The 25,954-nt window shown below is 65.3% G+C and carries 26 protein-coding genes and 1 pseudogene; 7 read left to right on the forward strand and 20 right to left on the reverse strand.

The genetic code is table 11. From position 1 onward, the window contains the following. Positions 1–67 precede the first annotated feature (67 nt). From VGG51_06320 to VGG51_06330, 3 genes are read left to right on the forward strand one after another with little or no spacing between them, the layout of a single operon-like run. Positions 68–1,057 carry a malate dehydrogenase gene (locus tag VGG51_06320; protein HEY1882639.1) on the forward strand — a complete coding sequence of 330 codons (990 nt, stop codon included), beginning with the start codon at positions 68–70 and terminating at the stop codon, positions 1,055–1,057. A 42-nt stretch (positions 1,058–1,099) separates the two neighbouring features. Next, positions 1,100–1,564 carry a hypothetical protein gene (locus VGG51_06325; protein ID HEY1882640.1) on the forward strand — a complete coding sequence of 155 codons (465 nt, stop codon included), beginning with the start codon at positions 1,100–1,102 and terminating at the stop codon, positions 1,562–1,564. Positions 1,565–1,586: 22 nt separating this feature from the next. Then, the gene (locus VGG51_06330) at positions 1,587–2,459 is read left to right on the forward strand and encodes a hypothetical protein (GenBank protein ID HEY1882641.1); all 873 of its coding nucleotides are present in this window, start codon (positions 1,587–1,589) and stop codon (positions 2,457–2,459) included. Here VGG51_06330 and VGG51_06335 read toward each other — a convergent pair. Further along, positions 2,456–3,337, reverse strand: a pseudogene (locus tag VGG51_06335) (tyrosine-type recombinase/integrase). The gene VGG51_06330 and the pseudogene VGG51_06335 sit on opposite strands and share 4 nt — an antisense overlap. A gap of 175 nt (positions 3,338–3,512) precedes the next feature. Further along, entirely contained in the window at positions 3,513–4,370 is an 858-nt protein-coding gene (locus VGG51_06340; GenBank protein HEY1882642.1) for an endo alpha-1,4 polygalactosaminidase, read from the reverse strand. A gap of 41 nt (positions 4,371–4,411) precedes the next feature. Between VGG51_06340 and VGG51_06345 the strand changes: the two genes are divergently transcribed. Beyond that, the gene (locus VGG51_06345; protein HEY1882643.1) at positions 4,412–5,134 is read left to right on the forward strand and encodes a DUF4097 family beta strand repeat-containing protein; all 723 of its coding nucleotides are present in this window, start codon (positions 4,412–4,414) and stop codon (positions 5,132–5,134) included. On the opposite strand, the gene VGG51_06350 is transcribed toward VGG51_06345, so the two are convergent. Further along, positions 5,111–6,040 (reverse strand): 2-dehydropantoate 2-reductase, encoded by a 930-nt coding sequence (locus VGG51_06350; protein HEY1882644.1) that lies wholly within the window; start codon positions 6,038–6,040, stop codon positions 5,111–5,113. The two genes, VGG51_06345 and VGG51_06350, sit on opposite strands and share 24 nt — an antisense overlap. Before the next feature lie 22 nt (positions 6,041–6,062). Continuing rightward, positions 6,063–7,634: an MlaD family protein gene (locus VGG51_06355; protein ID HEY1882645.1), complete on the reverse strand. Its 1,572-nt coding sequence runs from the start codon at positions 7,632–7,634 to the stop codon at positions 6,063–6,065. A 129-nt stretch (positions 7,635–7,763) separates the two neighbouring features. Here VGG51_06355 and VGG51_06360 point away from each other — a divergent pair, with 129 nt between their 5' ends. Further along, on the forward strand, positions 7,764–8,015 hold the full coding sequence (locus tag VGG51_06360) for a hypothetical protein (GenBank protein ID HEY1882646.1): 252 nt from the start codon (positions 7,764–7,766) through the stop codon (positions 8,013–8,015). A 25-nt stretch (positions 8,016–8,040) separates the two neighbouring features. On the opposite strand, the gene VGG51_06365 is transcribed toward VGG51_06360, so the two are convergent. From VGG51_06365 to VGG51_06405, 9 genes are all read right to left on the reverse strand, one after another. After that, positions 8,041–8,808: an ATP-binding cassette domain-containing protein gene (locus tag VGG51_06365; protein ID HEY1882647.1), complete on the reverse strand. Its 768-nt coding sequence runs from the start codon at positions 8,806–8,808 to the stop codon at positions 8,041–8,043. Next, positions 8,805–9,578: an ABC transporter permease gene (locus VGG51_06370; protein ID HEY1882648.1), complete on the reverse strand. Its 774-nt coding sequence runs from the start codon at positions 9,576–9,578 to the stop codon at positions 8,805–8,807. The genes VGG51_06365 and VGG51_06370 overlap by 4 nt, the downstream gene beginning before the upstream one ends. Further along, a complete protein-coding gene (locus VGG51_06375) occupies positions 9,575–9,916 on the reverse strand; it encodes a hypothetical protein (protein ID HEY1882649.1) in 342 nt (113 codons plus the stop codon). Before VGG51_06375 ends, VGG51_06370 begins: the two co-directional genes overlap by 4 nt. Next, the gene (gene rph, locus VGG51_06380) at positions 9,906–10,640 is read right to left on the reverse strand and encodes a ribonuclease PH (protein ID HEY1882650.1); all 735 of its coding nucleotides are present in this window, start codon (positions 10,638–10,640) and stop codon (positions 9,906–9,908) included. The genes VGG51_06375 and rph overlap by 11 nt, the downstream gene beginning before the upstream one ends. After that, complete coding sequence (glmS, locus tag VGG51_06385) at positions 10,640–12,481, reverse strand: glutamine--fructose-6-phosphate transaminase (isomerizing) (protein HEY1882651.1); 1,842 nt, start codon at positions 12,479–12,481, stop codon at positions 10,640–10,642. Before glmS ends, rph begins: the two co-directional genes overlap by 1 nt. A 6-nt stretch (positions 12,482–12,487) precedes the next feature. Then, on the reverse strand, positions 12,488–12,760 hold the full coding sequence (gene rpoZ / locus VGG51_06390) for a DNA-directed RNA polymerase subunit omega (protein HEY1882652.1): 273 nt from the start codon (positions 12,758–12,760) through the stop codon (positions 12,488–12,490). A 23-nt stretch (positions 12,761–12,783) separates the two neighbouring features. Next, positions 12,784–13,377 carry a guanylate kinase gene (gene gmk / locus VGG51_06395; protein HEY1882653.1) on the reverse strand — a complete coding sequence of 198 codons (594 nt, stop codon included), beginning with the start codon at positions 13,375–13,377 and terminating at the stop codon, positions 12,784–12,786. A gap of 62 nt (positions 13,378–13,439) precedes the next feature. After that, positions 13,440–15,893 carry a GH116 family glycosyl hydrolase gene (locus VGG51_06400; protein ID HEY1882654.1) on the reverse strand — a complete coding sequence of 818 codons (2,454 nt, stop codon included), beginning with the start codon at positions 15,891–15,893 and terminating at the stop codon, positions 13,440–13,442. 8 nt (positions 15,894–15,901) lie between these two features. Beyond that, positions 15,902–16,324: a hypothetical protein gene (locus VGG51_06405; protein ID HEY1882655.1), complete on the reverse strand. Its 423-nt coding sequence runs from the start codon at positions 16,322–16,324 to the stop codon at positions 15,902–15,904. A gap of 15 nt (positions 16,325–16,339) precedes the next feature. Here VGG51_06405 and VGG51_06410 point away from each other — a divergent pair, with 15 nt between their 5' ends. Both VGG51_06410 and VGG51_06415 read left to right on the forward strand, forming a co-directional pair. Continuing rightward, complete coding sequence (locus VGG51_06410; protein ID HEY1882656.1) at positions 16,340–17,839, forward strand: NFACT RNA binding domain-containing protein; 1,500 nt, start codon at positions 16,340–16,342, stop codon at positions 17,837–17,839. Positions 17,840–17,996: 157 nt separating this feature from the next. Further along, positions 17,997–18,515 carry a urate hydroxylase PuuD gene (locus tag VGG51_06415; protein ID HEY1882657.1) on the forward strand — a complete coding sequence of 173 codons (519 nt, stop codon included), beginning with the start codon at positions 17,997–17,999 and terminating at the stop codon, positions 18,513–18,515. On the opposite strand, the gene VGG51_06420 is transcribed toward VGG51_06415, so the two are convergent. From VGG51_06420 to pknB, 7 genes are read right to left on the reverse strand one after another with little or no spacing between them, the layout of a single operon-like run. Continuing rightward, positions 18,512–19,495, reverse strand: coding sequence for an NAD(P)H-quinone oxidoreductase (locus tag VGG51_06420; GenBank protein ID HEY1882658.1), 984 nt, complete (start codon positions 19,493–19,495; stop codon positions 18,512–18,514). The two genes, VGG51_06415 and VGG51_06420, sit on opposite strands and share 4 nt — an antisense overlap. Then, on the reverse strand, positions 19,483–20,634 hold the full coding sequence (gene queA / locus VGG51_06425; protein HEY1882659.1) for a tRNA preQ1(34) S-adenosylmethionine ribosyltransferase-isomerase QueA: 1,152 nt from the start codon (positions 20,632–20,634) through the stop codon (positions 19,483–19,485). The genes VGG51_06420 and queA overlap by 13 nt, the downstream gene beginning before the upstream one ends. Continuing rightward, positions 20,543–21,550, reverse strand: coding sequence for a SpoIID/LytB domain-containing protein (locus tag VGG51_06430; protein ID HEY1882660.1), 1,008 nt, complete (start codon positions 21,548–21,550; stop codon positions 20,543–20,545). Before VGG51_06430 ends, queA begins: the two co-directional genes overlap by 92 nt. A gap of 1 nt (position 21,551) precedes the next feature. Next, on the reverse strand, positions 21,552–22,643 hold the full coding sequence (ruvB, locus tag VGG51_06435) for a Holliday junction branch migration DNA helicase RuvB (protein ID HEY1882661.1): 1,092 nt from the start codon (positions 22,641–22,643) through the stop codon (positions 21,552–21,554). After that, the gene (ruvA, locus tag VGG51_06440) at positions 22,640–23,266 is read right to left on the reverse strand and encodes a Holliday junction branch migration protein RuvA (GenBank protein ID HEY1882662.1); all 627 of its coding nucleotides are present in this window, start codon (positions 23,264–23,266) and stop codon (positions 22,640–22,642) included. The genes ruvB and ruvA overlap by 4 nt, the downstream gene beginning before the upstream one ends. Beyond that, positions 23,256–23,774, reverse strand: a complete 519-nt coding sequence (ruvC, locus tag VGG51_06445; GenBank protein ID HEY1882663.1) for a crossover junction endodeoxyribonuclease RuvC — start codon at positions 23,772–23,774, stop codon at positions 23,256–23,258. The genes ruvA and ruvC overlap by 11 nt, the downstream gene beginning before the upstream one ends. Then, positions 23,771–25,852 carry a Stk1 family PASTA domain-containing Ser/Thr kinase gene (pknB, locus tag VGG51_06450; protein HEY1882664.1) on the reverse strand — a complete coding sequence of 694 codons (2,082 nt, stop codon included), beginning with the start codon at positions 25,850–25,852 and terminating at the stop codon, positions 23,771–23,773. Before pknB ends, ruvC begins: the two co-directional genes overlap by 4 nt. Positions 25,853–25,954: the final 102 nt, after the last annotated feature.

Genomic DNA, 25,954 nt, shown 5'->3' on the forward strand with positions numbered 1-25,954 from the left:
ATTGGTTTTCGCTCGCAGCGCGCGGGCTTTCCCGCCATCAATCGATCGCAGTAAGGACGGAGGTCGCGTGAAAAAACGAATGAAGGTTGCGGTTACCGGTGCCGCCGGACAGATCGGCTACGCGCTGCTCTTTCGCGTCGCGTCGGGCCAGATGTTCGGGCCGCAGACCGAAGTCGAGCTGCAGCTGCTCGAGTTGGAGGCGGCGCTCCCCAGTCTGGCCGGCGTTGCGATGGAGCTGGAAGACTGCGCGTTTCCGCTGCTCAAGCGTGTTTGGATCGGCTCGGACGTCAACGAAGCGATGCACGGCGTCGATTGGGCGCTGCTCGTCGGAGCGGTTCCGCGCAAGGCCGGCATGGAGCGCTCGGATCTTTTGCGCATCAACGGTCAGATCTTTACCGCGCAGGGTCGCGCCATCAACGAGCACGCCGCCGAAGACGTCGGTGTCTTCGTCGTCGGCAACCCGGCCAACACCAACTGCTTGATCGCGATGAAGAACGCGCCGCGGATCTCGCCGGATCGTTTCTTCGCAATGACCACGCTCGACGAACTGCGGGCGCGGGCGCAGCTTGCTCGCAAAGCGGGCGTCGACACGACCGACGTGGCGCGCATCGTGGTCTGGGGCAACCATTCGACGACGCAGTTCCCGGACTTCGCGCACGCGACGATCGGCGGAAAAGCGGCGCACGAACGAATCGAGCGGCCGTGGCTCGAAAACGACTTTCTCTCGACCGTCCAGAACCGCGGCGCCGAGGTGATCAAAGCGCGCGGCGCGTCGTCGGCCGCTTCGGCGGCCAACGCGGCAGTCGTCGGCGTGTACAACTTGACGCACGACACGCCGCCGCACGAATGGTATTCGGTCGGTCGCCGTTCCCACGGCGAATACGGCGTCGATCCCGGATTGGTCTTCTCGTTCCCGTCGCGAACCGAGAACGGCGTATCCCGGATCGTCGAAGACGTCGCGCACGACGAGTTCGGTCAGGGTAAGCTTCAGGCAACGCTCGAGGAGCTGCGCAAGGAGCGCGACGCGGTCATCGAGCTCGGTCTGATACCTGCCTGAGGTGAAACGGACTCGTCCTACCCGCGAACGAACTGCCCCCCAATGAGCGGTCCCCAGAAAAATCAACCGGACCTCGATCTTATCCACGTGAACGTGGCCTCGGTAGCCGGAGCCTATTCGGTCGGGAGCGTTTCATTCTTTCGCTATATCCTGCGGCTCGGTGAGCTGGGACTGGCGCTTTCGCTTGCCGACCAAGAGGCCGTGGACGTGCTCTCGGCGATCCCGCACGCGCTCGGGCCGGAAGAAGAAGTGCCCTTCGCGTCGGGCCGCGGCTGGCGTGTCGTCCCCGCCCAGGGCGAGCTCGACTGGCCCGTTCTCGAGGCGACGCCGGAGCGCTTGCACAGTGCCCTGGAACGAGCGCGCAGTCTGCTCTGGATCCACGCGGCGCGCTTTGCCGTCACCGCCGGCGAGATCGCCTCCATCGAAGAAGAACTCGACGCCGTTTACGGCGTTCTGATGCGCGCGCAGGCCGCGGGCGTCGCCGTTAACGTTTCCTACGTAGCCTAGGACAGGCTCCTCAGACCATCGCGTGGCGCTCCTCTGGGAGGTCCCGCTCGTCGGCGCAGGCGGAGAGCCGATTTCGTTCGCGCGCACCATCCATTCGCACGGCTGCGCGCAACTGCCGCCGGCCGAGGTGATCGCCGAGCCGCTGCAGTATCGCCGCCGTTTGCGCCTCGGCGAACGCGTCGTCGCGCTGACGATGCAGGCGCGCGGCGACGGACTCGCGGTTGAAAGCGATCTCAAGCTGGGACGCCGCGATGCCGAGAAGGCGCGGCGCCTCGTTGCCGCAATGTTCCGCCTGCGCGACGACCTCTCGCCGTTCTACAAGCAGATCGCTGGCGACGAAAGCCTCGGCTGGGTCACCGCCGGCGCCGGACGCATCTTGGCGAGTCCGACGGTCTTCGAAGACGTCGTCAAAACGATCTGTACGACCAACTGTGCCTGGTCGGCAACGATCCGGATGACGGCTGCGCTCGTCGAGCTCGGCGGCGGTGCGTTTCCGGAGGCGGCGCTGCTCGCGCGCACGCCGTTAAAATGGTATGACGACATCGCGCGCATGGGTTATCGTGGCCCCTACGTTCGAACGATCGCCGCCGATGTTGCCGGCGGACGGCTCGATCTGGAGTCCTTAACGCAGCGCGAACGCTACGACGACGAAACGATCGAGGAGCTCCTGCTGGCGCTCCCGGGCGTCGGCCCGTATGCCGCCGCCCACATCATGCAGTTGCTGGGGCGCCATCGGCCTCTGGTTTTGGACTCGTGGACGCGTCCGACCTATCTACGCTTGAGCGGCCGCAAGCGCGCCGCCGACACGACGATTCGCCGCGCCTTCGCCCGTTACGGGGAGTACGCGGGCCTCGCGTTCTGGCTCTTTCTGACGCGCAACTGGATCGAGGACTAGCCCTCCATCCGGTCGCGCGGGTGCGCCTCGTCGTATGCGCGCCGTTTGTGTCCCATCGCGAGCTGCAGGTAGATGCCCGTCGTCGCGAGGCTTTCGTGACCTAGGAGTTCGCGCACGGTCTCGAGGTCGACGCCGTTCTCGACCAGATGCGTCGCGAACGAGTGCCGCAGCGTATGGGGCGAGGCGCGCTTTTGGATGCCGCTCACGCGATAGACATCGCGAAAGATGCGCCAGATGTGCTTGGGCGTGAGCCCCTTGCCGCCGCGACCGAGAAAGAGCGCGGGGTCGCCGCTGTGCGGGCGCACTCTGAGGTAGGCGTCGATCGCCTCGGCGGCAGCGTGATTGATCACGACCGTGCGCTCCTTGTTGCCTTTTCCGGTGACGCGAATCGTACGTTCCGCGAGATCGACGTTGGCAAGCTGGACGCTCGCCACCTCGGCGCGGCGCGCGCCGCTGGCGTAGAGGAGTTCGAGGATCGCCGTGTCCCGGAGGCGGGCCGTATCGGTTCGCCCGGCGAGCGTCGTCCGCAGCAGGCGCATCACCTCATCGACCTTCAGGGGCGAGGGCTTGCGCTTGGCGACGGCGGGCCCCGGGATCGCAAACGCCGGGTCGTCGGCTAGCACCCCCGTAATCTTCAGGAATCGGTAGAGGGCGCGGATCGACGAGAGCTTCCGGCAGACGGTCCGGCTGTCGTACTTTCGCGCGTCGAACAGATAGGCGATATAGCGCCGGATGTGGGTCGCCCTTACCTCGAGCAGCGACGCGCCGGCAAACTCGTCCGGCTGCGCCTCATGCGACCGCCTGAGGAACTCCGCGAACTCCCGCAGATCCCGCTCGTACGCCGCCGCCGTCAGGGGGCTGCGCCTCCGCTCGGTCAGCAGGTACGCGCAAAGGTCTCTCACGCACCCTTCTGTTGGAATCGAATAAGACATAATAAATCTTTCATCGCATTCGCGTGGGCGGGAAGAACCCCTTTGCCTGGGTGGAGCGAATGCGATGAAAAGATTAGGAACTGGGGGCCATGGTGGGGGGCGCGCACAGGGGGCAACGGGGCTACGGCTGGCGGGGCTTCTTACCGGAGGGGCAGGTTACGATCCAGGCGGTTAGTTCTAGGCGTTTGAGGATTGGGGTCACGGCGTACTGGGCGTCGCTTGCACAGGTTTGGCTGAGAAAGCGTTTTTTGCTCAGTTGGTTGGTGTACTCGACGTCTATTACGAGGCGATTTTGGTTGGTGTAAACGGTGAACTGCTTGCACCAGCCTTGCTGGAAACACTGCTCGACGACGGCGAAGTCGTAGACCTTGACGAGGTCTTTCACTTGGCCGTTGTCGCCTTTTTGGTCGGCGGTGAGGCCGAGCAAATGCGCCTCCTTTGCGACCCACGAATCGTAGGTAAGCTGCCCGCTATACGTGAGCGGAAAGCCGGTGTGGTTCTGATAGCCGTCCAGATTGTCGGGATCGACGCCGTCGAAGCCCTTCTGTTTGCACAGCTGCAGCCGGTGCTTCATCAGGGGTTCGAGGATCGCCGTCTGGCGCACGTCGAGCCATAGCTCACCCTTCCAGTGGCCGTCTTTGTGGCCGAGGACGCTCTTGGGAAACTTGCCGGCGTCCGGACGCCAGTTTTCCCACGTGCCGACGTCGATGTAACACATTACACGGCGGTTCATCGCGTGCAGCTGCGCTACGACCGAGGGCTTGGTTTCAAACATGTCGAGGTCGTAGATCTGCGCGTCGACGCCGAGGTCGAGCCTACCGTCGTACTGAATTTGATACGACTCCCCGGTGGTTGGAATCCAGCGCGAGGAGGTCGCGGCCGCACCCGGCGCGGGGATCGAACCGGGCGTTGGGGTCGCGCCGCCGCAAGCGGCCAGCGCGAGCGCGGCGATCGAGGCTGCGGCCGGGAACCATTTCATGGCGCCAGTATACCACCGCGGTCCCAGCGAAAGCGGCTCCGGTGACACGCCGTTTTCTTCTTCTTCCGCTTCTTGCGCTGCTCGCTTCGAGCTGCAGTTCGCCGCAGCCCTACGTCAATACGATCGGCGTCCTGCTGCCGGGATCGACGATGACCGTCCATGTTGCCGATGCACCTTTATCGGCGTACGGTCCGGAAATCTCGCAGCGCCACAGCGTCTTCACGATCTCGGCGACGGCGTTGCCGAAGGGCACGCCGCCGCCGGCGCCGCAGCTGCGTTCGCAGCGCAGCGGCGTCGTCGTCGCGGCGCCCAATCCGCTAGCGGCGCTGCTGGTTCGGGTGCCGCAAAAGGTCGATCTCGTCGTCGACTCGCAGCGCGGCGACGTGACCGTTACCGACATCAGCGGCAACGTGCGCGTCAAAGCGGCTCACGGCAACGTGACGCTGATGGTACCGGGGTACGCGCAGGCGTCGACGGAACAGGGAAATCTCAAGGTGACGATGGGGGCGACCGATTGGCCCGGAACCCTCTCGTTCTCTTCGCAGCGCGGCGACGTCGAACTGTGGATCGTCACGAAGGCGTCCTTTACGGTGCACCTGCACACCGATAGCGGAACGCTCTTTACCGATTTCGGGCTGCAGGGCAGCTCGAGCGGCTCTTCGGAGACGATCGACGGCAGCGTCAACGGCGGCGGCCCGCAGCACATCGACGTCGAGACGAAGTCGGGCGCGATTCGGCTGTTACGTTTGCAGCCGCAGGCGTGAGCGCCCCAACAGCGTCTCGCGCGCTTTGACAAGGCGAACCATCGCTTCGTTATAGGGCGTCGGGGTTGACGTGCGCCGGCCAAACGCGACGACCGCGCCGTTGATGTGGTCGATCTCGCTGGGATGTCCCGACTCCAGATCGTAGGCCATCGAACTCTTCGCATCGGCGCCGAGCGCGATGACCTCCGTGACGTACTGCCAGGGGTTGACGAACGGCAGGTTGATCTTGAGCGCCGCCGCGACGTTCGCAGTCTCTTCCGCGAGCGCTTCCGCTAGACGGGCCGCGTTGGCGTCTTTCGGAATCTCGCCCGCGTCGCAGTCGAGGATCGCGGAGAGCGCATTGACCGAGGCGTTGGCGACGAGTTTTCCCCACAGGTGCGGGCGGATGTCATACACCGCCGCCGCGCGCAGGCCGCTGCTGCTGAGCAGCTCCGCGACGGTGCGCGCGACGTTCGCGGAGGCGCTCGTCGAGCCGATGATCGTATTGCCTTGCTCCGAACTGCGGATCTGCCCGGGTGCAATCGTGTGCGACGATTCCGTCGTGATTCCCAGAATAACGGGTACGGCACCGCCCAGCGCCGTTTTGATCGCGTCTTCGTTGCCGACGCCGTTCTGCAGCGAGATGACCGGCGAGGCCGGATCGAGCTCGCCGGCGAAGGCGCGCAACGCGCGCAGCGTGTCGACGGCCTTGACGAAGAGAAAGAGCATGCGCGAACCGTAGAGATCGTGGGGCCGCTGCGCAATCGCGACCTGCCGGGCGGGTTCGTCGTTGACGCGCAGGCCGTTGCGCGCCACGGCTTGGGCGACCTCGTCGTTGTCGTCGAGCATCGTCACCTCGCAGCACCCCGCCAAGTGGTAGCCGAAGAGCGTCCCCATTGCGCCCGCGCCGATGATCCCGATGCGCATCGCCACGCGTTTTGAATTCCTTCTAAAACTGGTACTGCACGCCGAACGTGTTGCGTCGCGAGGCGTGCGTGATGTCACGCTGTCCGAAAAACAACTCCGCGCCGGGCGCGATGTGCAGGTTCCCGTACAGGTCGATCATCGGGTAGGTCAGATCGTAGATGCGCGTTTCGAACCCGAAGCCGTGGAGCGGCGCGTAGGCGCCGCGAACCCCGATCTGTGAGTACAAAACGCCGCCGCCGAACTCGAAGTCACCCTTCTTCTGCTGCAGCAAGGCGTTCCACGTCGTGTTGTTGCCGATCGAGTTCGCGCCGAGCATCACGTTGGTGCTCGAGTGGGGCAGCAGGAGGAGGTTGATGTCGCCGAGCGGACCTTGACTGCTGGTCATCACGGGATTGAGTCCCGGATTGTGCTGCGGCGAGAGGCCGCTCAAGCGAACCTGAATCGCGACCAGGCTGCGCCCCAACGATGCGAGTTTGCCCTGGAGATTCGCGCGCATCCGCGGCGATACGCCCGGCTGGACCGGTTGCGACGTCGGCGCCGCGCCCGGCTGGACCGGTTGCGACGTCGGCGCCGCGCCCGGATACGGCGAGATGCTCGGTACCGTCAGCGGTGCCGGCGTCGCGTTCTCGTCGACCCCGTAGACGCTGCTCGTGCCGCCGAGCTGCCCCAAGAGCGAGTTCGCTCGCTGCAGTACCGCGTCGAGGTTTGCGATCGTGTTGCGCATTTGAGCTTGCGTCTGCGGATCGCCGGTTACCGTGCGAAGATCCTTCGTAAGCGCGGCGAGGGTCGCCGTCGTCTCGGCAATGTTCTGAGTCGTCGCAAGGACGTTCTGCTTCAGGCGCGGGTCGGTGGCGAGTGACTGCAGCGCCGTCATCGACTTGTTGAGCGCGACGGCGGTCGAGTTGAACTGATCCAGCAGGACGCCGACCTTCTTCGAATCCGTCGTGGCGGCGCCGTTGAGCGTCGCCGAGAGCTCCACGATGTTCTGGCTCGCGGCGCCGAGGCTGCCCTGCAGCGTATCGCCGATCGCGGCCAGCTGGCTGCGCGTCGAAATCGTCAAGGCGTTCGCGTTATCGAGCGTCGACTGCAGCGTGTTGAGAAGCCTCGGCGTGCGCGCCTCGATTAGCGCCATGAGGCTGTTCAGACGCTTGATCTCGCCCTGCCCTTCTTGCAGCAGGTCGCCAATGCTGACGCCGTTGGTGCCGCGGGGCTGCTGCTCGATCGGAAGCACCTCGCGTGGAAGCAGGGCGATCGGCGGGGCCTGACGCGGCGGAATGATCACCAGCGCCGGACTGCCCGTTAGCGGCGCCTGGATAAGAAACTTCGAGGCCGCCGGGACGTCGATGTCGTTCTTCATCGCCAGGATGACGTCGACGGTATTATCGGGGAGCAGTTGTACTTGATCGACCGAGCCGGCGTCGACGCCGCTGAAATAGACCTGCGCGCCGGTCGTCAGCCCGGCCGCCGATTGAAAGTGGACGCCGATCCGGTACCCGGTATGCCGCGTTCCGAAGTCGGTGATCAGGTAGAACACTCCAAAGAGTAGGAGCAAAGCCACGAGCGTGAATGCACCGACCTGAGCCTGCTTGGTCATGCCGACCTATTTTCTCTTTGGCGCCCCAGAGCCTCGCAAATCCGGCGAAAGAGCGCCCGCTGCCCGGAAAGCATGGCGCCGTTCCCTTGACGGGATTTCGCGACGCGAAAATCGCAGAGGGCAACAATTATGCGAAACAGACGTGACGGCCGCACAGGCAGCAGCATCTCAGAGCTCATCGGCACGCCGGCCGATGCGCAGCGCTTCACCGTCAATATCGCCGCGGAAGTCGCCGAAGAACTGCGCAGCATCGCCGCAAAACATCGCGTCAGCGAATCCTCCGTCGTCGAGATCTCCTTGCGCCGGCTCTTTGCGCGCATCGCGCCGGCAACGATGGGCAGCTTCTTGCACGACCACGGTGCGTGCCTTCGCCGCCGGTAGCGGGAAACTCAGGAGCTGACCGGCTCTAAATCGGGATCGGGCCGGCTTCGGAACCCTGGAGAAACTGCTGCACGATCGGGTTTGAGGAGTTACGGATGCGATCGGCGGTGTCGTAGGCGATGATCGCGCCCTCGAACAGCATCGCGATATAGTCGGCCATCGCAAAGATCGATGGAAGGTCGTGTGAGATGACGACCGCCGTGCCATTGAGTTTTGCCCGAAGCTTCAAAATCGTCTCGGTGATCAGCTTGCTGACGATCGGATCGAGCCCCGTCGTTGGCTCGTCGTAGAGCACGAGCTCGGGGCGGGTAACGATCGCGCGCGCGAAACCGGCACGCTTGAGCATGCCGCCGGAGAGCTCGGCCGGAAGATCGTCGTAGGCGTGCAGCAGGCCGACGCTATCGAGGGCATCGAGAACCGTGCGGCGGATCTCCGAACGCGAGAGCTTTGAATGCTCCTCGAGGGGCAGCGCGACGTTCTCCCCGACGGTTAGGCTATCGAGCAGCGCCGCGAACTGAAACGAGAAGCCGATCTTCTGCCGCAGTTGATTGAGCTTCTCTTCGGACATGTGGCAGAGGTCGTGGCCGAGCAGATAGATGTGACCCGTGTCGGGCGCAATCAAACCGTCGAGCAAACGCAGAATCGTCGACTTGCCGGCTCCGGATAGGCCGATGATGCAGGTGATTGCGCGCTCCTTGATATCGAGGCTGCAGTTCCGCAGCACGATACGTTCGCCAAATGCGAGATCGACGTCGTCGATGCGGGCAAGAAGCTTGCGCTCTCCGTCGTTCATTTGTTGAAGAGCAGGAACGAGAGGACGAAGTTGGAGGCGAAGATCAGGATGATCGCCAGGACAACGGAGAAGGTTGTCGATTTGCCCACGCCCGCTGCGCCGCCGCGCGTCGAAAGCCCCTGATAGGCGCCGACCATCGCGATGATCGTCGCAAAGACGAAGGTTTTTACCAAGCCTTTGATCACGTCGACGAAGCCGATCGATTCGCGAACCGACGCCATGAACGAATCGAAGGGGATATGCGCGTACTCCTGCGCGATCCAGGCACCGCCGAGAATAGAGACGACGTCGGCGAAGATCGTGAGCAGCGGCAGCATCAGCAGCAGCGCGAGCAATCGCGGCACGACGAGGAAGCGCGAGGGTTCCAGGCCCATCGAGCGCAGCGCCTCGATCTGCTCGGTAACGACCATCGAGCCGAGCTCCGCGGCAATCGCCGCGCCGACGCGGCCGGCGACGACGACGGCCGTCAGCATCGGCCCCAGCTCGCGCACCGAGGCGTAGGCGACCGCACCGCCGACGAGGTTCGAAAAGCCGTACGCGACCGCTTGCTGTGCCGACTCGAGCGAGATCACCATGCCGGTGAAGAGCGAAGTGAGAACGACGATCACCAGCGACTGCACGCCGAGCAGGGCGCACTGCGAGATCGTCTCCCCCACGCGAATGCGCAGGCGGACTAGAAAGCCGGCAGATTCGGCAGAGAGCAGCGTCAGGCCGCCGGTATATTCGAAGAAATCGTTGGTCGCGCGGCCGACGCGCGCCAGGAGCCTCACGAGGCGGCGCCCCGCACCGTCGCGAGCGCGTGCAGCAGCGCCTGCGTCGCCTCGATTCGTTTGACCGCGACGCCGCGCTCGGCGCTGTAGTTAAAGTGAATTTGGTTCAGCCGTTCGAGCCGGCGGTCGACGTCGCGCAGATGCGCGCGCGCCTCGCGATCGAAGCCTTCGAAATAACGGCGTACGGCCTGGCAGTAAGCTGCGCACACATCGTCGGCGGGCTCGCCGGCGCCCAGCGCGGCTTCGATCGAACGCTGCGCGTCACGCATCGCACGATCGGTGATGTGGAATGCGCCGACCTGCGCGACGAGCCGTCGAAGCGCGTCGTCAACCGGCATGAACGTGCGCGTTCAGCGCCGCGCGCTGCACGTCGAAGAGTTGCCGGATTCCACCCTCGGCAAGCCCGAGCAGCGCGTCGAGTTCGCGCCGGTCGAAGGGCCGTGCCTCCGCGGTGCCCTGGAGCTCGACGTATCGTCCGGCATCGGTCATGAAAACGTTCATATCGACCAATGCCTGACTATCCTCGTCGTACGCGAGGTCGAGCAGCGGCGCGCCGCCGACGATGCCGACGCTCGTCGCGGCGACCATTCCTTCCAGCGGCCACTTTGCGCGATCGGCCGGGTCGAAGCGCGTCCGCAGGGCCAGTTCGAGCGCCACGTACGCGCCGGTGACGGCCGCGGTGCGGGTTCCGCCATCGGCCTGCAGGACGTCGCAGTCAAGCCAGAGCGTGCGCTCGCCGAGCTTTGCGGTGTCGGTGACCGCGCGCAGCGCGCGGCCGATGATCCGCTGGATCTCGTGCGTTCGCCCGCCGAGGCGGCCCTTGGCGACCTCGCGCTGGTTGCGCTCTTGGGTCGCGCGGGGAAGCATTGCGTACTCCGCCGTCACCCAGCCGACGCCGCGGCCCTTCATCCACATCGGCACGCGATCTTCGACCGACGCAGCGCAGAGCACCCGCGTGTTGCCAAGGCTAATCAGCGCGCTTCCCTCCGCGTACTTTAGGAAGCCGGGCTCGATCGAGACCGGTCGCAGTTCGTCGGACCGTCGCCGGTCGGCGCGAAGCATTACTCGACGGTGACGGTCTTCGCCAGGTTGCGCGGCTGGTCGACGTCTTTGCCTTCGATGTCGGCGATGTGGTACGCCAGCAGCTGCAGCGGAATGACGTTGACGATCGGGGAGAGGAGCTCGTCGACGCGCGGCACCCAAAACACGTGATCGGCGATATTGCGGACCTCTTCGTCTCCGTAGTTGGCGACCGCGACGACCGGCGCTTCGCGCGCCTTCGATTCCATCAAATTCGAGAGCATCTTCTCACGGACGCGATCCTCGGTGACGATTCCGACAACGGGCACGGTCGAATCGAGCAGGGCGATCGGCCCGTGTTTCATCTCGCCGGCCGAGTAGCCCTCGGCGTGGATGTACGAGATCTCCTTGAGCTTGAGCGCACCTTCGAGCGCCGTCGGAAAGTTGACGAACCGGCCCAGGAAGAGGACGCTCTGCGCTTTACGCAGTTCGCGCGCGACCCGCCGGATCTCATCCGAGGTGTTGAGCACGACGTCGACGGCCGCGGGTAAGAGTTTCGTGCCGTCGGCGATTTCCCGCAGGCGCGCCTGGTCGGCAGTGCCACGCAGCCGCGCGAGGTAGAGCGCGAAGAGCGTCAGCACGATCACCTGTGACACGTAGGTTTTCGTCGCCGCCACGCCGATCTCCGGACCGCCTCGCGTGTAGAGCATCCCGTCGGCGAGACGCGTGAGGTGCGAACCCAGGACGTTGCAGATCCCGAGCACGCCGCTCCCCGACTGCTGCGCGATCTTGACCGCCTCGATTGTGTCGGCCGTCTCGCCCGACTGCGACATTGCAATTACGAGCGTCGTCGGGTCGATCACGGGGTCGCCGTAACGAAACTCGCTGGCGAGCTCCATCTCGACCGGCAACCGGACCAAGGACCGCAGCAGATACATGCCGACCAGGCCGGCGTGGTACGCGGTGCCGCAGCCGGTGATCGCGATTTTGCTCAAGTGCCGGAGGCGCTCGGGCGCAAGCTTCGCGAGCTCTGCTTCCAGATGGACGTCCGCGAGCCCGTCGATCCGTCCGCTCATTGTCTCCTTGATGACCTGCGGCTGTTCGAAGATCTCCTTGAGCATGAAGTGTTTGAAGCCGCTCTTCTCCGCCGACCCGGCGTCCCAGGTGATCGAGATGGGATCGCGCGAGACCCGCGCGCCGGAGTAATCGGAGAGCGCGAACCCGTCGCGGCCGACCACGGCGATCTCTCCTTCGTGCAGCACGACCTCACGCCGCGTGTAGGGCAGGATTGCCGGCGTATCGGACGCGACGTACATCTCGCCCTCGCCGATCCCCAGAATCAACGGGCTCGCTCCGTTGCGCGCAAAGACCAGATGCTCCGGATCGTCGCTCGAGATAACGCCGAGCGCGTAGGCTCCGCGAACCTCGCGCAGCGTGCGGCGAAGCGCTTCTTCGAGGTTGCCGTCGTAGTGCAGCTCGATGAGGTGTGCCAGCACTTCGGTATCGGTCTGGCTTTTGAAGGCGTGGCCGAGCTCGATCAAACGGGCGCGCAGCGCGGCATAGTTTTCGATGATGCCGTTGTGAACGACGGCGATCTTTCCGCCGCAGTCGAGGTGCGGGTGGGCGTTGGCGTCGGAGGGCGGCCCGTGCGTCGCCCAGCGGGTGTGGCCGATCCCTACGGCGCCCGAAAGCGACTCGCCGTTACGCAGGCGCTCTGCCAAGCGCGAAAGCTTGCCTTCGGCCTTGGAGCCGCAGAGATTCCCCTCGGCATCGATAACGGCGATCCCAGCGCTGTCGTAACCCCGGTACTCCAGACGCCCCAAGGCGTCCAGAATAATGGGGACACTATCGCGCTGACCAATATACCCGACTATCCCGCACACGCCGGTTTACTTGATTCCTTCCCTCGTGCGGCGGTAGTCGATCTTTCCATCGGCGATCTCGTCGAGCGCGATCGAGACCGGCTTGTTGGGATTGATCGTCTCGCGGTCCACCAGCGGCTCGCTGGCGAAGTACTCGCGCCGGTCGGTGGCGGGAAGCTGCTGAATGCGGATCCAGTTGTTCAACTGGCGGGCTCGTTTGGTGACGATGTTGACCAGGCTGAACTTCGAATCGGCATGCTCCAAGAGCGCGTCGAGATCCCCGAATACGGTTTTGCTCATAATTCCTTTCGTAACGATGACACTTATGACGACTCGACGCGCTGCAGCGAGTCGTCGGGGTAGCGGTGGATGCGAAAGCGCTCCGCCTGCAAAATCGCCTCGAGGTCGCGTACGGCTTGCTCGGAACGATCCTGTTCGTTGACCACGATGTAGTCGAACTTGCGGATGAACTTCATCTCGCGAGTCGCAATTTCGAGCCGCCGGGCAATCTCCTCGTTCGTCTCGGTCCGCCGCGCAAGCAGACGCTCGCGAAGGTTCGAGAAACGGTCCGGAACGAGAAAGATCAGCACGGCATCCGGAAAAGCCGATTGCACGGCGAGCGCGCCGTTGACCTCGGGCTTCATGATGACGTCGTATCCCTCGGTCAAGCTCTGCTCGATGTAATCCCGCGGCGTCCCATAAAGGTTGCCGTTGTACTCGCGCGACTCCAGCAGGAGACCCGCGAGACGAAGCCGCTCGAACTCTTCTTGCGCAACGAAGAAGTAGTGCTCCCCGTTGAGCTCGTCGGCACGCGGTTCCCGGGTCGTCGCCGAGACCGAATACCTCAGCGTGGGCCGCCGCCGGCGCAGCGCCTCTACCAAGGTGTCTTTGCCGGCTCCAGACGGCCCCGACACCACGAACAGCAAACCCGGCCCCGTGATCAACTGCTGGCCACCTTCACGCTCGGCCCCTCCGTGACCTATGCCGAGATGTCCAACAGAGCGAAGCCGCCCGCGCTGACGATGATGGCGATGCCATCGGAAATCGCCTGCTTGCTAAGCCGCCCAAGCTTCTCCCACTCGTTGGAAACGGTCGAAAAGAGGCGGACGTCGTAGGCATCGCCCTCGAGCGAGTCCAGCGAGGCGGACGTGACCAGCGAACGGGTCGTTGAGTTGCCGACAAAGAGTATCGAGCCTTGCTCCCCGGTGAAGGCAACCAGCGTCGCCGAAGGCTCCGCGACCCGCGCCGAGTTGGAGATGTCCTTCGCGTACCTGGTCGTTTTGTAGCTCGAGTTGAGCTCTGAGGTCGTGAAGAGGTGGAGGCCGTCGGGCATCCGGCAGGCGATCCAGGCGATGAAGCCGTCCCGAAAGGGGACGCTGACCGCGGCCAGCCAGCGCCACTCGTCGGCGAGCGACGGCTCGATGCGCGCCTCGGCGCCGATGATATGGAGACCGCCGGCGCCCTCGATCGCGGCCCAGAGATAGCGCGGCGCGTCCCAGGGCGAGAGCATCATCCCTTCGTTTGAGAGGATCTCGCCGTGCAGCCACTCGGCAAACTGGCCCGGCACGGTATTATTGCGCCGCGGATCGATCGAAAAGTGCCGGAAGGCGCTGGCGAGCGCCTCGGCCATCGAGCCCGGCTCGTACTTCGCCGCCGCGAAGGCAAACCAGTAGGTGACCGCTACCCAGACGCCGCCGAGCAAACCGAAGCCGTGGACCGGCCCGTACGAGAGCGCGTCGCGAGGGACCGTCCGGATCCCGGCGTCGGTCCAGAACGCGGCGTCGCGCAGCGCACCGATGATCCGCGCAGCGCGGTCCGGCGGCGCGACGCCGAAGAGCACCGGGAAGACCAAATCGGCGGTCACCTCCGTCCGTTTGGTTCCGTCGACGTCGATCGCGAGCAGATAGAGCCCGTTCTCGGGATTGACGAGGTGGGTGTTGATCGCCGTCTGGAGCGCGTGGGCCTCGGCGAGATACTTCGCGCAGGCCGCGGACTCTCCGAGAACTCGAGCCATCTCCGCGACGGAGAGCAGCGCGGCGTAGCACTCGGAGTTGATCTCGGTCGACGCGCCGCTGATCCGGTAATTCTGGATGACGTTGCGCCAGCCGACGATGCCCCACTCCATCTCCTTGGTCGACGTACACCAGATCAGGCCGTCGTCGTTGCGTTGCGAAAGCATGTACTCCATCGCCGCCACCGCGTTGGGGTACCGCCGGCGGAGATATTCGTCGTTGCGGGTCGCGGCGTAGTGATGCCAAAGGGCGATAACGATAAGCGGAGTGTCGTCGTTGACGTTGAGCCCGTAGTCGTCGCTTTCGTCGTTGCGCACGTCGTAGTACTCGACGATCTTCCCGCAGGGCTGCTGCAGCCGGAAATACGCGTCGAGGCACTCGCGGGCGAAGTGATGGTTGACGTAATCCGCTCCGAAGGCCATCCACGCCGTATCCCGCCCGACGCTGTTGTTGCTGCGAGTCGGATCGTTCGTGAAGCACCAGCCGGTCGGGGCGTAGGTCTGGACCCGAAGCATGTTGGCCTTCGCCCAGAGAACGCCGTGGTTGACGTTCCGATTCGGCGTGCGCAAAACCGAGCGCTGCAGGTAACTCCAGTAGTAGTCCGTCGTTTGCTGTTTCGCTTGCGCTCCCGAAGGGCATCGGCGGCGCGCCGCGCGCAAGTCGTCGCGCGATTTGGTCGAAAGCACGCACAGGAACTCGATCCAGCGGCTGGCTCCGGGGGCGAGATCCACCGCGACCGCGAGCGCGCCGATCGGATCGTCCTGCGCCTGTACCTGGTTCGAGAGCGCGCCCGGCGAGAGCTGTGACCGCGCCTTTCCCGGATCGTCGTTGACCTCCCACCCGGCGATCTCACCCAGCGATGCAAAGAGCCGAAGCTGGTTTGGCGCCTCCTCGTTCCACGCGACGATTCCGCCGAGTTCGGCGTCGTACTCCGCGACGAGATCGTGGCGTGTGTTTCCCCGCAGCTGCGCAAAGGCGTAGGCATCCAGACTCACCGGCTGGTTGGACGGGTTGTGCAGACGGACGCGAAAGTAGACCGCCGGCGGCGGGATGTCGTCACCCTGCCAGCGGTCGTTGTAGGCGAAGAGCTCGTCGTGAACGTGAATGCCGTTGTCGAGCGTATACACGTGATCTTGCCGCTCGGGATGAATGTGAAACTCGCCGGGAAGCGGAGTGAGACGGATGCGGCTGCGTCGATCCCAGTAGTGCACTTGGACGGCCCCGAAAAAATCGAGACCGGCATCCGGAGTGAACACCCTCTGAATTGCGCCGGTCGGCTTGATGACCATGCAGCAGCGCGGCGCTCCGATCGTGCTTCCCTGCGCCATCTGGTCGTCGGGAAGAATGTAGGCGAAGCGCGGATCGTCGACGCCATGGTGGGTTTGGTCCGTCGATACGGGCGAGAGATCGAAGCGAGCCACGTCGCGGCCTAACAGAGCGCCGATTGCATCGCGGCGGCGACGTTCGGGTCGGCCGGAACGCTCGCGGGGCGGGTGTAGGCGGCGCGCACCGCCTGCCCGTCGTGGACGGCGAAGCCCTCTTGCAGCACGCGCTCGCCGGGCAAGGTGAAGGTCGCGAGGCCGGCCGCCCCGGGGCAGGGCGCCAGTGGATTGCTGCTGCGCAGCCGCGCTCCGCGAGTCTTCAGCAATACGTCGATCGTCACTCGCGAGGAGAGATCCGAGAGTTGACCCGCAAACGTCTGCCTGCTGTACGCGTACTCTTGGCGTTGCGCGCCGCTGCCGGTCGACCAGAGATTCCTTGCTCCCGGCACCGGCGTCCAACCCTTGGGAGCCGGCGAGGCACTGCTGCACGCCGCCAGAACCAAAGCGGCAACGATGATTGGCGTCTTCACGAATGGGAAGGTTTGATGCTAACCGATTGGGTCCTTATCGGGCGCCTCGCTCGCGAACTCGACGAGCGGCTGCGAGGCGGGCGAATCGAAGAGGCCGGGCTGCTCGACGACGGGCGCGTGGCGCTCGTCTTTCGCTCCCACCGCAGACTCCACGTGTTGGCGATCGATCTCTTCGCGTCGCCGCCGCTGCTGACGCTCGAGGAGGCCGAACTCGCAATCCTCGAAGAACCCGGCTTCGTCCGCGCGCTTTCGCGAGCGCTGCAAGGAATGGTCCTCCAAGGCATCTCCTCACGCCGCTTCGACCGGCTGTTGCGCTTGCGCTTCGCGACGCGCTCGCGCTTTGGGGTCGGCGAGGAGCTCGACCTCTACATCGAATTGGTCCCGCGTTTCGGCAATATCGTGCTGGTCAAGGGTGAGATCGTCGTCGCCGCGCGCAAAGAGTTCGCGCCGTCGGAGAACTCGCGCCGTGCCGTGCAGGTCGGCGCGCCGTACGCCGTGCCCCCGCTGCCGGCATCGCCGCGTACGCTCGCGCCGGCCGGCGACCGCGACGTCGAAACGGGCGAGCCGCTCTACGTTTACCGGCGCGATGCAAAGATCGTGGCCGCCTACCCGGTGCCGTTGGAGGCCGGCGAAGGCAGCACGGTAACCCGCGAAAACTCGCTGATCGATATCTTCGCGCAGCTTCGCCGCGAGCAGAGCGCGCGCGCGGAGAACGAACGCGGCCGGCGCCGGCGCGACGCGCTGCTCAAGCGGCTTGGCGAGCGCGACGAGCGGCTGCAGCGCGAGCTCGAGCGCTTGCGCGGCAAACGCGATGCCGCCGAACGCCGCGAGGAGATGCGTTCGCAAGGCGAAGAGATTTTTGCGACGCTGCATACGCGCACGCCGGCCGAACGAGAGCCGGCGAAGGAGCTCGCGACCGAGCTCTTCGCCGAATACCGCAAGCTAGGGAACAGCCTTCCGCACCTCGCGCAACGCCGGCGTGCGATCGAAGAATCCCGTGGAGCGATCGAGACGCTGCGCTGGGAAGCGGAGCGCACCGCGGCCGAAGATTTCGGCGACGTCGAGGCGGCGGTGGATCTCCTGCTGCGGCGCCGCGAGCCGCCGGGGCGACGCGCTGCGCGCAAGAAAAAACGCCAGGTTCTCGAGCTGCGCACCGCATCCGGCTCGCGTATCGCGATCGGACGCTCGCCCTCGGAGAACGCCGAGCTTACGTTCCGGGTCGCGCGGCCCAACGATCTGTGGTTTCACGCCAAAGGCGTGCCCGGCGCGCACGTCATCCTCTCCCGCGACGACCGCACGAGCGTGCCCGAAAAAGATCTCGCGACGGCAGCTTCGCTGGCGGCCTTCTACTCCAAGGCCAAAGAGGCGAATGCCGCGCCCGTCGACTACACGCTGCGAAAGCACGTCCGAAAGCAGCGCGCCGCGCCTCCGGGCCTCGTCTGGTACACCAACGCCAAGACGATCGTCGCCCACCCGAACTCGTTGGAAGGCTTCAAAAAGGACACACCGCCGTAACGCGCAACACCATCGATTCGCACCGCGGATCCGAGGAGGTTTACGTGAAAAATCCATTGGACTCGATCTGGGGCACCGTCATCAGCGGCTTCGTTCTGACCGCGATTCTCTGGGCGATCGCCAGAGCAATCGTCTCGCACTCGATGGGAGCCGGTGCATGACCGCGCACACCGACTGGATCTTTCGCTGGTTCCATATCCTGGCCGGCATCATGTGGATCGGCCTGCTCTACTTCTTCAATTTCGTCAACGCCGAGGCGATGAAGGAAGCCGCCGCGGCCGGCGAGGCCGGCCCGATCTCCAAGTACGTCATGCCGCGGGCGCTCTTCTTCTTTCGCTGGGGCGCCGTCGTTACGTGGATCTTCGGCGCCGCGCTTTTAGGCAGTTATGAGGCGCCCAGCGGCAATGGTTTCGTCGCCGCGTTTACCCTGCAAGGGCCAATGGCGCCGATCGGTCTGGGAGCCTGGCTGGGCACGATCATGCTGCTCAACGTTTGGGGCGTCATCTGGAGAAATCAGAAGAAAGTCCTAGGCCTGGTTTCTGCGACCGACGCGGAAAAGGCCAAGGCGCGGCGAGTGGCATTCCTTGGCTCTCGCGTCAATACGCTGCTCTCGATTCCGATGATCTTCTTCATGGCAACTGGGCCGACGTCGATGTCGCAATGGATCTACCACTAATTCGGCGTTAGAACGAGCTTCCCGATGTGCGCGCTGCTCTCCATGCGCGCGTGAGCCTCGGCCGCGCGCGCGAACGGAAAGACTGCGTCGACGACCGGCACGATCGGATCGCGCCGGGGAAGGAGCGGCCAGATATGGCGCTCCAGTTCGCGGGCGATCGCGGCCTTCTGCTCGGCCGTACGCGGACGCAGGCTCGAACCCATGATCGTCGCGCGCTTGGCAAGCAGCCGGTGGAGATCGATCTCGACGCCGCGTCCGCGTTGCGTCGCGATGCAGACGACGCGGCCGTCGGGCGATAGGCACTCGATGTCGCGCGCGACGTAGTCGCCGCCGACGATATCGAAGACGACGTCGACGCCGGCGCCGGAGGTCAGGCGCGCGATCTCGGCGACGAAATCGCTCGTTCGGTAATCGATTGCGGCCTTCGCTCCGAGCCGCAGGCAGGCTTCGACCTTCTCCGCACCGCCCGCGGTGGCGTAGGGCGTCGCGCCGAATGCGAGCGCGAACATAATGGCGGTCGAGCCGATTCCGCTCGTTCCGCCGTGCACGAGAACCGACTCGCCGCGTTTGAGCCGGCCTCGGGTGAAGAGGTTGTCGTAGACGGTAAACGCGTTCTCGGGCAGCGTCGCCGCTTCGACGGCGCTCCAGCCCTGTGGAATGGGCAGAACTTGTCCCTGCGCCACGGCGACGAACTCGGCGTAGCCGCCGCCGTTGGTCAGCGCGCAGACGCGGTCGCCCGCTTTCCAACGCGAAACGCTCGTACCGACCGAAGCGACGGCGCCCGCCACCTCCAGGCCGAGAATCGGCGAAGCGTCGCGCGGCGGCGGATAGTTTCCTTGGCGCTGCATCACGTCGGCGCGCGAGATGCCCGCGGCCTGAACCTCGATCAGCACCTCTCCGGGAGCCGGCTCTGGCGGCGGCCTCTCTGCGACGTGCAGAACCTCCGGCGAGCCGTAACGTTCAAACGTTACGTATCGCATCGTTGCCTCGCAACGAGCATCGCATCGCCGAACGAGTAGAAACGGTAGCGATCCTCGACCGCCTGCGCATAGGCTCGCAAGACGTTGGCGCGGCCGGCGAACGCGCTGACCAGCATCAAAAGCGTGGAGCGCGGCAAGTGGAAGTTCGTGATCATCGCGTCGACGACGCGGAAGTCGAAGCCGGGGCGAATGAAGAGTTCGGTCGCGTGCTCACCGGGCGTTAGATGCCCGAAGGAGGCGGCGTTCCCTTCGAGCGCGCGGACGACGGTCGTTCCGACGGCGACGACGCGCCGCGCCGCGCGCTGCGCGCGGACGATCGCTTCTGCTGCCTCCGTACCGAGCGTGTAGGCCTCGGCGTGCATCGCGTGATCGTCGATTCGCTCCGCCGTCACTGGACGGAACGTGCCCAGCCCGACGTTGAGCGTCACGCGCACGACCTCGATCCCGCGCGAAGCGAGCGAAACCAGGAGCTCCGGCGTAAAATGCAGCGAAGCCGTCGGTGCCGCGACGCTTCCCGGAACGCGCGCGAAGACGCTTTGATAGCGCCCCTGCGCTTGCGCGGAGCGCCCGCGAATATACGGCGGCAGCGGCATCTCGCCCGCATCGGCCAAAAACTGCTCGAACGGCACTCGCAGGTCGAATTCGATCTCGCGTAGCCCCTCCGCGAGCTCGCCGGTAACGAGGGCTTCGCCGAACTTTTCGAAGAGAATTCGCGTCCCCGCGCGCAGGCGGCGGGCCGGTTTGGTCAAGGCGATCCAGCGCCGCGCATTACGGTCGTACGCGAGCGATCGCGCCGGATGGAGCAGCAGCAGTTCGATACGGGCGCTTCCGCCGGCAGAACGTCCGAAGATGCGCGCGGGAATCACGCGCGTCTCGTTGAGGACTAGGAGGTCGCCCTCGCGCAGGAGCTTCGGCAGTTCGTGAAACGCGCGATGGTCGAGGTGTGAACCGTCCAGGACCAGCAGCCGGCTGGCGTCGCGGACCGGTGCGGGTGACTGCGCGATGAGTTCCTGCGGCAGCGTGTAGTCGTAGGCGGCTGCCAGGCTCTCATCGATTGAGATAATCGACTTTCGTTTGCGGGAAGTACTGCGCGAGGATCTCTTCGGCGCCCCGGTTCTGCAGCGCCATTCCGCGCGCACCCCACTGACAGAGGCCGACGCCGTGCCCCAACCCGCCGCCATCGACCGCGACGCCGCCTGCCACCCGCGGCTGCAGATCGAGGACGAGCAGGCTGCGCAGCGTCCGCGGGCCGACCGCCATCCGGAACGCGCTGCCTCGTACCGTAAGACTGCCGTGCTGGCCGAGCAGCGTGAAGCTCCGCGCGCGACCGCTGCCGTCGCGCGCCGCGATCGCGATGCTCGTAAGATTCCCGAACGGCGCCAATTGCGGCGCGTAGCGCGCAGCGATCGCGTCGAGCGCCAGCGTTGCGTTCCAACGATAGTTCGGCGAGTCGGTGCACCACGTGCAGACGACGCCCTGCAGGTAGGGAATCGGCGTCGTATTCCAGGCCTCAGCAGAAGCCTCGGTATGTCCGCCGCAACATGAGGAGTACGCGATCTGCGCGAAAGTACCGTTGAAGGTCAGCACCCGTCCCGCCGTCGCGTCGACGGCTGCGGTGGCATCTGCAGACTCACCCGCAACGCCGTGATAGACCTGGTTGAGCTCAGAGGGAACCAGATCGTACGCGCGGCGCGGATCGCTGCGCTGCAGGACGTACGTGCGCGAGCAGATCGCCTGCGCTTGCAGCGCCGGCGCCGGCCAGCGCGCCGCCATCTCGCTCGGAACGACGCTGTAGAGATACTCCTCGATATCGACCAGGTTTACGACCCGTCCCTCGCTGTCGCGCGTAAAGCTGCCGCGGTAGAAGCGGCCATTGTAGGAAAACGTTCCGCCGGACGACGCGGAGGCGTCGCCGGATCCGAGCAGGACGCGCAGCGCGGGCCGCGTGGAACTGCTCGCGGGATCGGCGTCGCTCTGCGCCTGCGCTCGTCCCGTTAGCATCGGCGCAGCCGCGAGCATCAGAAACGCCCCGCGCTTGATGTTCGTCAGCGCCATCTTACAGCAGCCGCTCCTGCGATGGTTTCCCTCCCACGATGCCTAGATGGCGGAAGGCTGCCGGCGTTGCGCGCCGGCCGCTCGCCGTGCGCGTGATGAAACCCGATTTGAGCAAGTACGGCTCGACGACGTCTTCGAGCGTCTCGGCGTCTTCGGTGAGCGAGGCCGCGATCGCCGCAATGCCCGCCGGGCCGCCGCGATACTGCACGACGAGCGTCTGCAAGAACGCGCGATCGAGCCGGTCGAGCCCGGATTCGTCGACGCCCTCGCGGTGCAGCGCCTCGTCGGCAACGGCGACGGTGATGTGTCCCTCCGCGCGGACTTCGGCAAAGTCGCGAACTCGCCGCAGCAATCGGTTGGCAACCCGCGGGGTTCCACGGCTGCGCGCCGCGATCGTGTGCGCCGCTTCGGGGTCGATCGGCACGCCCAGAACGTTGGCCGAACGGCGGACGATCCGTTCCAGCTCCGCCACGCCGTAGTAATCGAGATGATGGACGATGCCGAAGCGCTCGCGCAGCGGTGCCGTCAGCATGCCCGCGCGCGTCGTCGCACCGACGAGGGTAAAGTGCTGCAGCGGCAGCTTCAACGTCTTTGCGTAGGTGCCGCGATCGACCACGAAGTCGATCTGAAAATCCTCCATCGCGGGGTAGAGAAACTCTTCGACGACGCGTCCGAGCCGGTGCACTTCGTCGACGAAGAACACGTCGCCGCGCTCCAGCGAAGTGAGAATGCCGACGAGGTCCTTGGGCTTCTCCAGTGTTGGGCCGCTCGTCGGACGAAAGTTCGCGTTCAGTTCGCGGGCGATTAGGCCGGCCAGGGTCGTCTTGCCGAGGCCCGGCGGCCCGTAAAAGAGGACGTGCTCGAGCGGCTCGCCGCGGCGCTTGGCGGCGTCGATCGCGATCCGCAAGTTCTCCACGACGCGCTCTTGCCCGACGTACTCTTCGAAGCAACGGGGACGCAGGCTCGCGCCGAAGACTTCCTCCTCCAACGCGTCGTGCGGATCGACGATGCGATCGCGCGCGGATGATTGCTCCGGCTGCGGCGTGACGTCGGATGGGCCCAGCAGCCGCCGGCGCGCGCCCGAGTCGCTCATACCGTGTCCTTCGCCGACTTCGAGCGGTATATCTCCGCGAGCAAATCCTCCGCTTGATCGATATCGGGTCTGCGCTCGAGCGTCTGACGAGTCATCGCCTCGCCCTCGGCACGCCGATAGCCGAGCTGCACGAGCACGGCCAGCGCTTCGTCGGCAAAGTCGGGAATGGCGATCGGCTCCGGCTGCGGCGCGTCCTGGATGAGCAAGAACTTCGTCACCTTTCCCTGCAGCTTCGCGACGACGTCCCGTGCTTTTTGCTGGCCGATGCCGGGAAGCGTCTTGAGCAGCGCGTAGTCGCCGCGATCGATCGCGGCAGCGATCGTCGACATCGGCAGGGAGAACGCCCGCGCCGCGGAGCGCGGACCGATCGACGAGACCGTCAAGAGCGCTTCGAAGAACTCGCGCTCGATCGCGTTGGTGAATCCGTAATACGTGAAGCGGCCGCTGTTGCCGTCCATATTGAGGACGGCGTAGATCTCCAAGGCAACGCGTTCCCCCGCGCGCAGGGGCAGCTTGTCGGCGATGCAGGGCGGCAAGACGATTTCGTATCCGAGGCCGGCGGCTTCGACGATCGCGGTATCGCCGGCACGCTCGACGAGCGAGCCCGAGATTCTAGCGAACACGAGCCGGGCCCAGCGGGCTGCGGATCACGTTGACGAAGGCCAGCGCCAGTGCCAACGCATCGGAGACGTCGTCGGGTTTGGGCGCGCGCTGCAGCCGCAGCAAACGCGTGATCATCGCGTTGACCTGCGCCTTGCGGGCGCTGCCGGAACCGACGAGCGCGCGTTTGACGTGCGCGTGGCCGAGCGTGTGCACCTCGATCCCGGCTTGCGCGCCGGCCAGGCAGAGCACCCCGCGAGCGTGACCCATCAGGACCGCGGTGCGCGGGTTCTTATAGCTCGTATACAGGTCCTCGATGACGATCCAACCGGGCTCGACCTGCGCGATGACTTCCGAAATGCCGGCGTGCAGTTCGCGCAGCCGCTGCTCGAGCGTGCCGCGCGCCTGCGGCGCGACGACGCCTGCTTCGAGCAAATGCAGCGTTCCGTCGCGAAGTTCGATCGCGCCGTAGCCGGTCGTTCGTAGTGCCGGGTCGATACCGAGGATTCGCAGAGAGCGTACTTTGCTCAGGGCGGCGGCGTTCCGTTGATGGTGATCGTCACCGACGAGCCCGGGGCCAGCGGCGTGCCCACCGGCGGCATCGTCCCAACGACCTTGCCGTCGGCACCGACGCTCGTCGTATACTCGCGCTTGGAAACCTGGTAACCGAAGGCCGAGAGCGTGTCGTACGCTTTGGCCGGCGTCATTCCGTCGGTATCGGGCACTTGCCCCGAGACCGACAGGGTAATCGTAATATTGCTGCCCTGCGCCGCCTGACCGCCTGATGGATCTTGCGAAACGATCGTGCCGTTGCCCGTGCTCTGCTGCGCGTACTGCACGGTCGGGTGGAAGCCGGCTTGCGTCAGCGTTTGAGCGGCATCGTTGTACGGGAGGCCCATAACGGTGGGGACATCGGCCATCGGGCCCGACGCCGGCGGAGTCGCGGCGTTCGCCGGAAGGCCGCTGTTGACGACGACGTGCAGGATCGCGTTCTTATCGACCTTGCTGCCGGCGGCGATGCTCTGCGATGCGATCGTATCGGGCGGGTTACCCACGATGTGCTGCGTCGAGTCCAGCGTTATCCCCAGCGAGTTGGCCCGGGCTTGCGCCTTCTCGAGCGTCATTCCGATGAAGCTCGGAATGAGGATCGGTGCCGGACCGTCGGAGACGATCAGCGTCACGCGGCTTCCTTCGAAAACCTTGGCGCCGGGTTTGGGGCGCTGATCGATCACGTTGTCCCGGATCGTGTTGTCGAAGCGTCGCGCGAGCGTCACCGCGAATCCGTGTTGCTGCAGGGTGCGCTGCGCATCGTTCACGCTGAACCCGCGAACGTCATCGAGCCCGAGCAGCGGCTTGCCGTTGCTGATGAAAAGCTCGACGACCTGGTTCTTTTCGACCTTCGTACCGGCGGCCGGCTGCTGACGGATTACGTGATCGGCAGCAACCGTCTCGCTCGCGGTCTTCGTAAAGCGCGTGCGCAGGCCGGCGTTCACGACGGCTTCCTGTGCTTGTGCCTGCGTCATCCCGGTATAATCGTCGACGGTGATGCCGGGGGCGAGCGTCGGCAACGGACGCCCGAAGAGCGTATAACCGATTGCAGTTGCGGCGATGAGCGCGAGCAGGAGTCCCGCCGCGATCCACGCCCGTCGGCCCGATGCGGGAGCCTCGAATTCCTCGAGGTCCCGGCGGTCGGGCATCGGCGACCGCCGCGGCGGCAACGAGCCGCGCGAGGGCGAGCGTCTCCCGGGTGCGTCGTCGGCAATGCGGAAGCTCGGAATGCTGGGACGCTCGCGTGCCTCGCGCAGCGCGGTCGCAAGCTCGCTTGCCGACTGAAAGCGGCGCTCGGGATTCTTCTGCAGGAGCCGGTTGACGATCGCCGCGAGCGCCGGGCTGACTTCGGTGGTGTGCGTGTCGATGACCGGCACGGGATCGCCGATGTGCTTGAGCGCGACGGTCACCGGCGATTCGCCCGTGAACGGCAGGCTGCCCGTCAGCATCTGATAGAGCACGATGCCCAGGCTGTAGAGATCGGAGGTCTCGTGGACTTCGTGCTCTTGCGCCTGCTCGGGCGAGATGTAATAAACGCTTCCCATGACCAAACCCGGCTTGGTCAGCGCCATCGTCTGCTGTGAGACGGCGCGCGCGATGCCGAAATCGGAGAGCTTCACGACGTCGTCTTTGGTGACCAAGATATTCGCGGGCTTGATGTCGCGATGCAGGAGCCCTTGGCGGTGGGCGTAGGCGAGGCCGCTGGCGATCTGCGCGGCGTAATCGATAGCGACCGGCTCGGGCAGACGACCGTCAGCGGCAATGATCTCAGCCAGCGACGGGCCGTCGACCAACTCCATGACGATGTAATAGGTATCGTCCTGCCGCCCGACGTCGAACGTGTTGACGATGTTCGGATGGGAGAGCTTCGCGGCCGATTCGGCCTCCTGATAGAAGCGGCGCACGAACTCGTCGTCGGCTGCGTACTGCTCCCGCAGCACTTTGATGGCGACCCGGCGGCGGAGCAGCGTATCGGTGCCGCAGTAAACAGTAGCCATTCCGCCCTCACCGAGCTTGCGATCGAGGCGGTAGCGGTTATTGAAAATCCGCTCTTCGATCAACTCCCGGAATTCCCGATGCTTTGCAGCGCCGTCTCCATCACGTCTTTGGCGATCGGTGCGGCGTAGGTGGCACCGTAACCCACGTTCTCGACGACGATTGCG

The sequence above is a fragment of the Candidatus Cybelea sp. genome, assembly GCA_036489315.1.
GTDB lineage: Bacteria > Vulcanimicrobiota > Vulcanimicrobiia > Vulcanimicrobiales > Vulcanimicrobiaceae > Cybelea.